Origin of the sequence: Exiguobacterium sp. ERU653, from assembly GCF_018617775.1 — a bacterium.
GTDB classification, from domain to species: domain Bacteria; phylum Bacillota; class Bacilli; order Exiguobacteriales; family Exiguobacteriaceae; genus Exiguobacterium; species Exiguobacterium marinum.
Window position 1 is genome coordinate 1 of record NZ_JACSKV010000011.1, and the last position, 1,071, is coordinate 1,071.

Annotated in this window: 6 tRNA genes and 2 rRNA genes; all 8 read right to left on the reverse strand. The window is 48.6% G+C overall.

Annotated elements, in window-relative coordinates:
* Positions 1–160: 160 nt before the first annotated feature.
* Positions 161–236 (reverse strand) — tRNA-Ala (locus tag KNO95_RS14330).
* Between the two features lie 13 nt (positions 237–249).
* A tRNA-Pro gene (locus KNO95_RS14335) sits at positions 250–326 on the reverse strand.
* A gap of 7 nt (positions 327–333) precedes the next feature.
* Positions 334–410: transfer RNA gene (locus KNO95_RS14340), tRNA-Arg, on the reverse strand.
* Between the two features lie 31 nt (positions 411–441).
* Positions 442–528, reverse strand: a tRNA-Leu gene (locus KNO95_RS14345).
* A gap of 41 nt (positions 529–569) precedes the next feature.
* Positions 570–645, reverse strand: a tRNA-Thr gene (locus tag KNO95_RS14350).
* Positions 646–654: 9 nt separating this feature from the next.
* Positions 655–730: transfer RNA gene (locus KNO95_RS14355), tRNA-Val, on the reverse strand.
* Positions 731–738: 8 nt separating this feature from the next.
* A 5S ribosomal RNA gene (rrf, locus tag KNO95_RS14360) occupies positions 739–855 on the reverse strand.
* Positions 856–949: 94 nt separating this feature from the next.
* Positions 950–1,071: ribosomal RNA gene (locus KNO95_RS14365) — 23S ribosomal RNA — on the reverse strand; the annotation flags it as partial.

Sequence of the window (1,071 nt, forward strand, 5' to 3'; positions counted from 1 at the left end):
TATTAGGCACGCCGCCAGCGTTCGTCCTGAGCCAGGATCAAACTCTCCAAAGAATTTGATATAGCTCTTAAATTGACGAAGCTTGCGCTTCATTCGAAAATTGTAAAACTTTTTTTGCCTCATCGTTCAGTTTTCAAAGTTCGTCTGTAAAAAGTAAAATTGGTGGAGCCTAGCGGGATCGAACCGCTGACCTCCTGCGTGCAAGGCAGGCGCTCTCCCAGCTGAGCTAAGGCCCCATATAAGTGATGATGGTCGGGAAGACAGGATTCGAACCTGCGACCCCTTGGTCCCAAACCAAGTGCTCTACCAAGCTGAGCTACTTCCCGTCAAAAATGGTGCACCCTGAGAGATTCGAACTCCCGGCCTTTAGATTCGTAGTCTAACGCTCTATCCAGCTGAGCTAAGGGTGCGAGACGAATAATCATCATGGGAAAATATTAATGGTACCGAGGGCCGGACTTGAACCGGCACGAGGAAACCCTCGCAGGATTTTAAGTCCTGTGCGTCTACCAATTCCGCCACCCCGGCAAGGTATAATTTCTAGCGGTAGACTTTTTAAAAAGATCAAATGGTGCCGGCGAAAGGATTCGAACCCTCGACCCTCTGATTACAAGTCAGATGCTCTACCAACTGAGCTACACCGGCAAGTGTAAATGGTGGAGGATGACGGGATCGAACCGCCGACCCCCTGCTTGTAAGGCAGGTGCTCTCCCAGCTGAGCTAATCCTCCAATATGTAGCCTGGCAACGTCCTATCCTCACAGGGGGAGATCCCCCAACTACTTTCGGCGCTGAGACGCTTAACTTCCGTGTTCGGCATGGGAACGGGTGTGGCCGTCTCGCTATCGCCACCAGACAAATATGATATTAACATTATTTTAACATAATGTCAACATTTTTTTGAGATTGTTCTCTCAAAACTGAGGATTCATCAACACAAACCATTAGACTAGATCAAAGCCTCGACCGATTAGTATCATTCAGCTCCACGTGTCACCACGCTTCCACCCATGACCTATCTACCTCATCGTCTCTGAGGGGTCTTTCTTGATTGCTCAAAGGGAAATCTCAT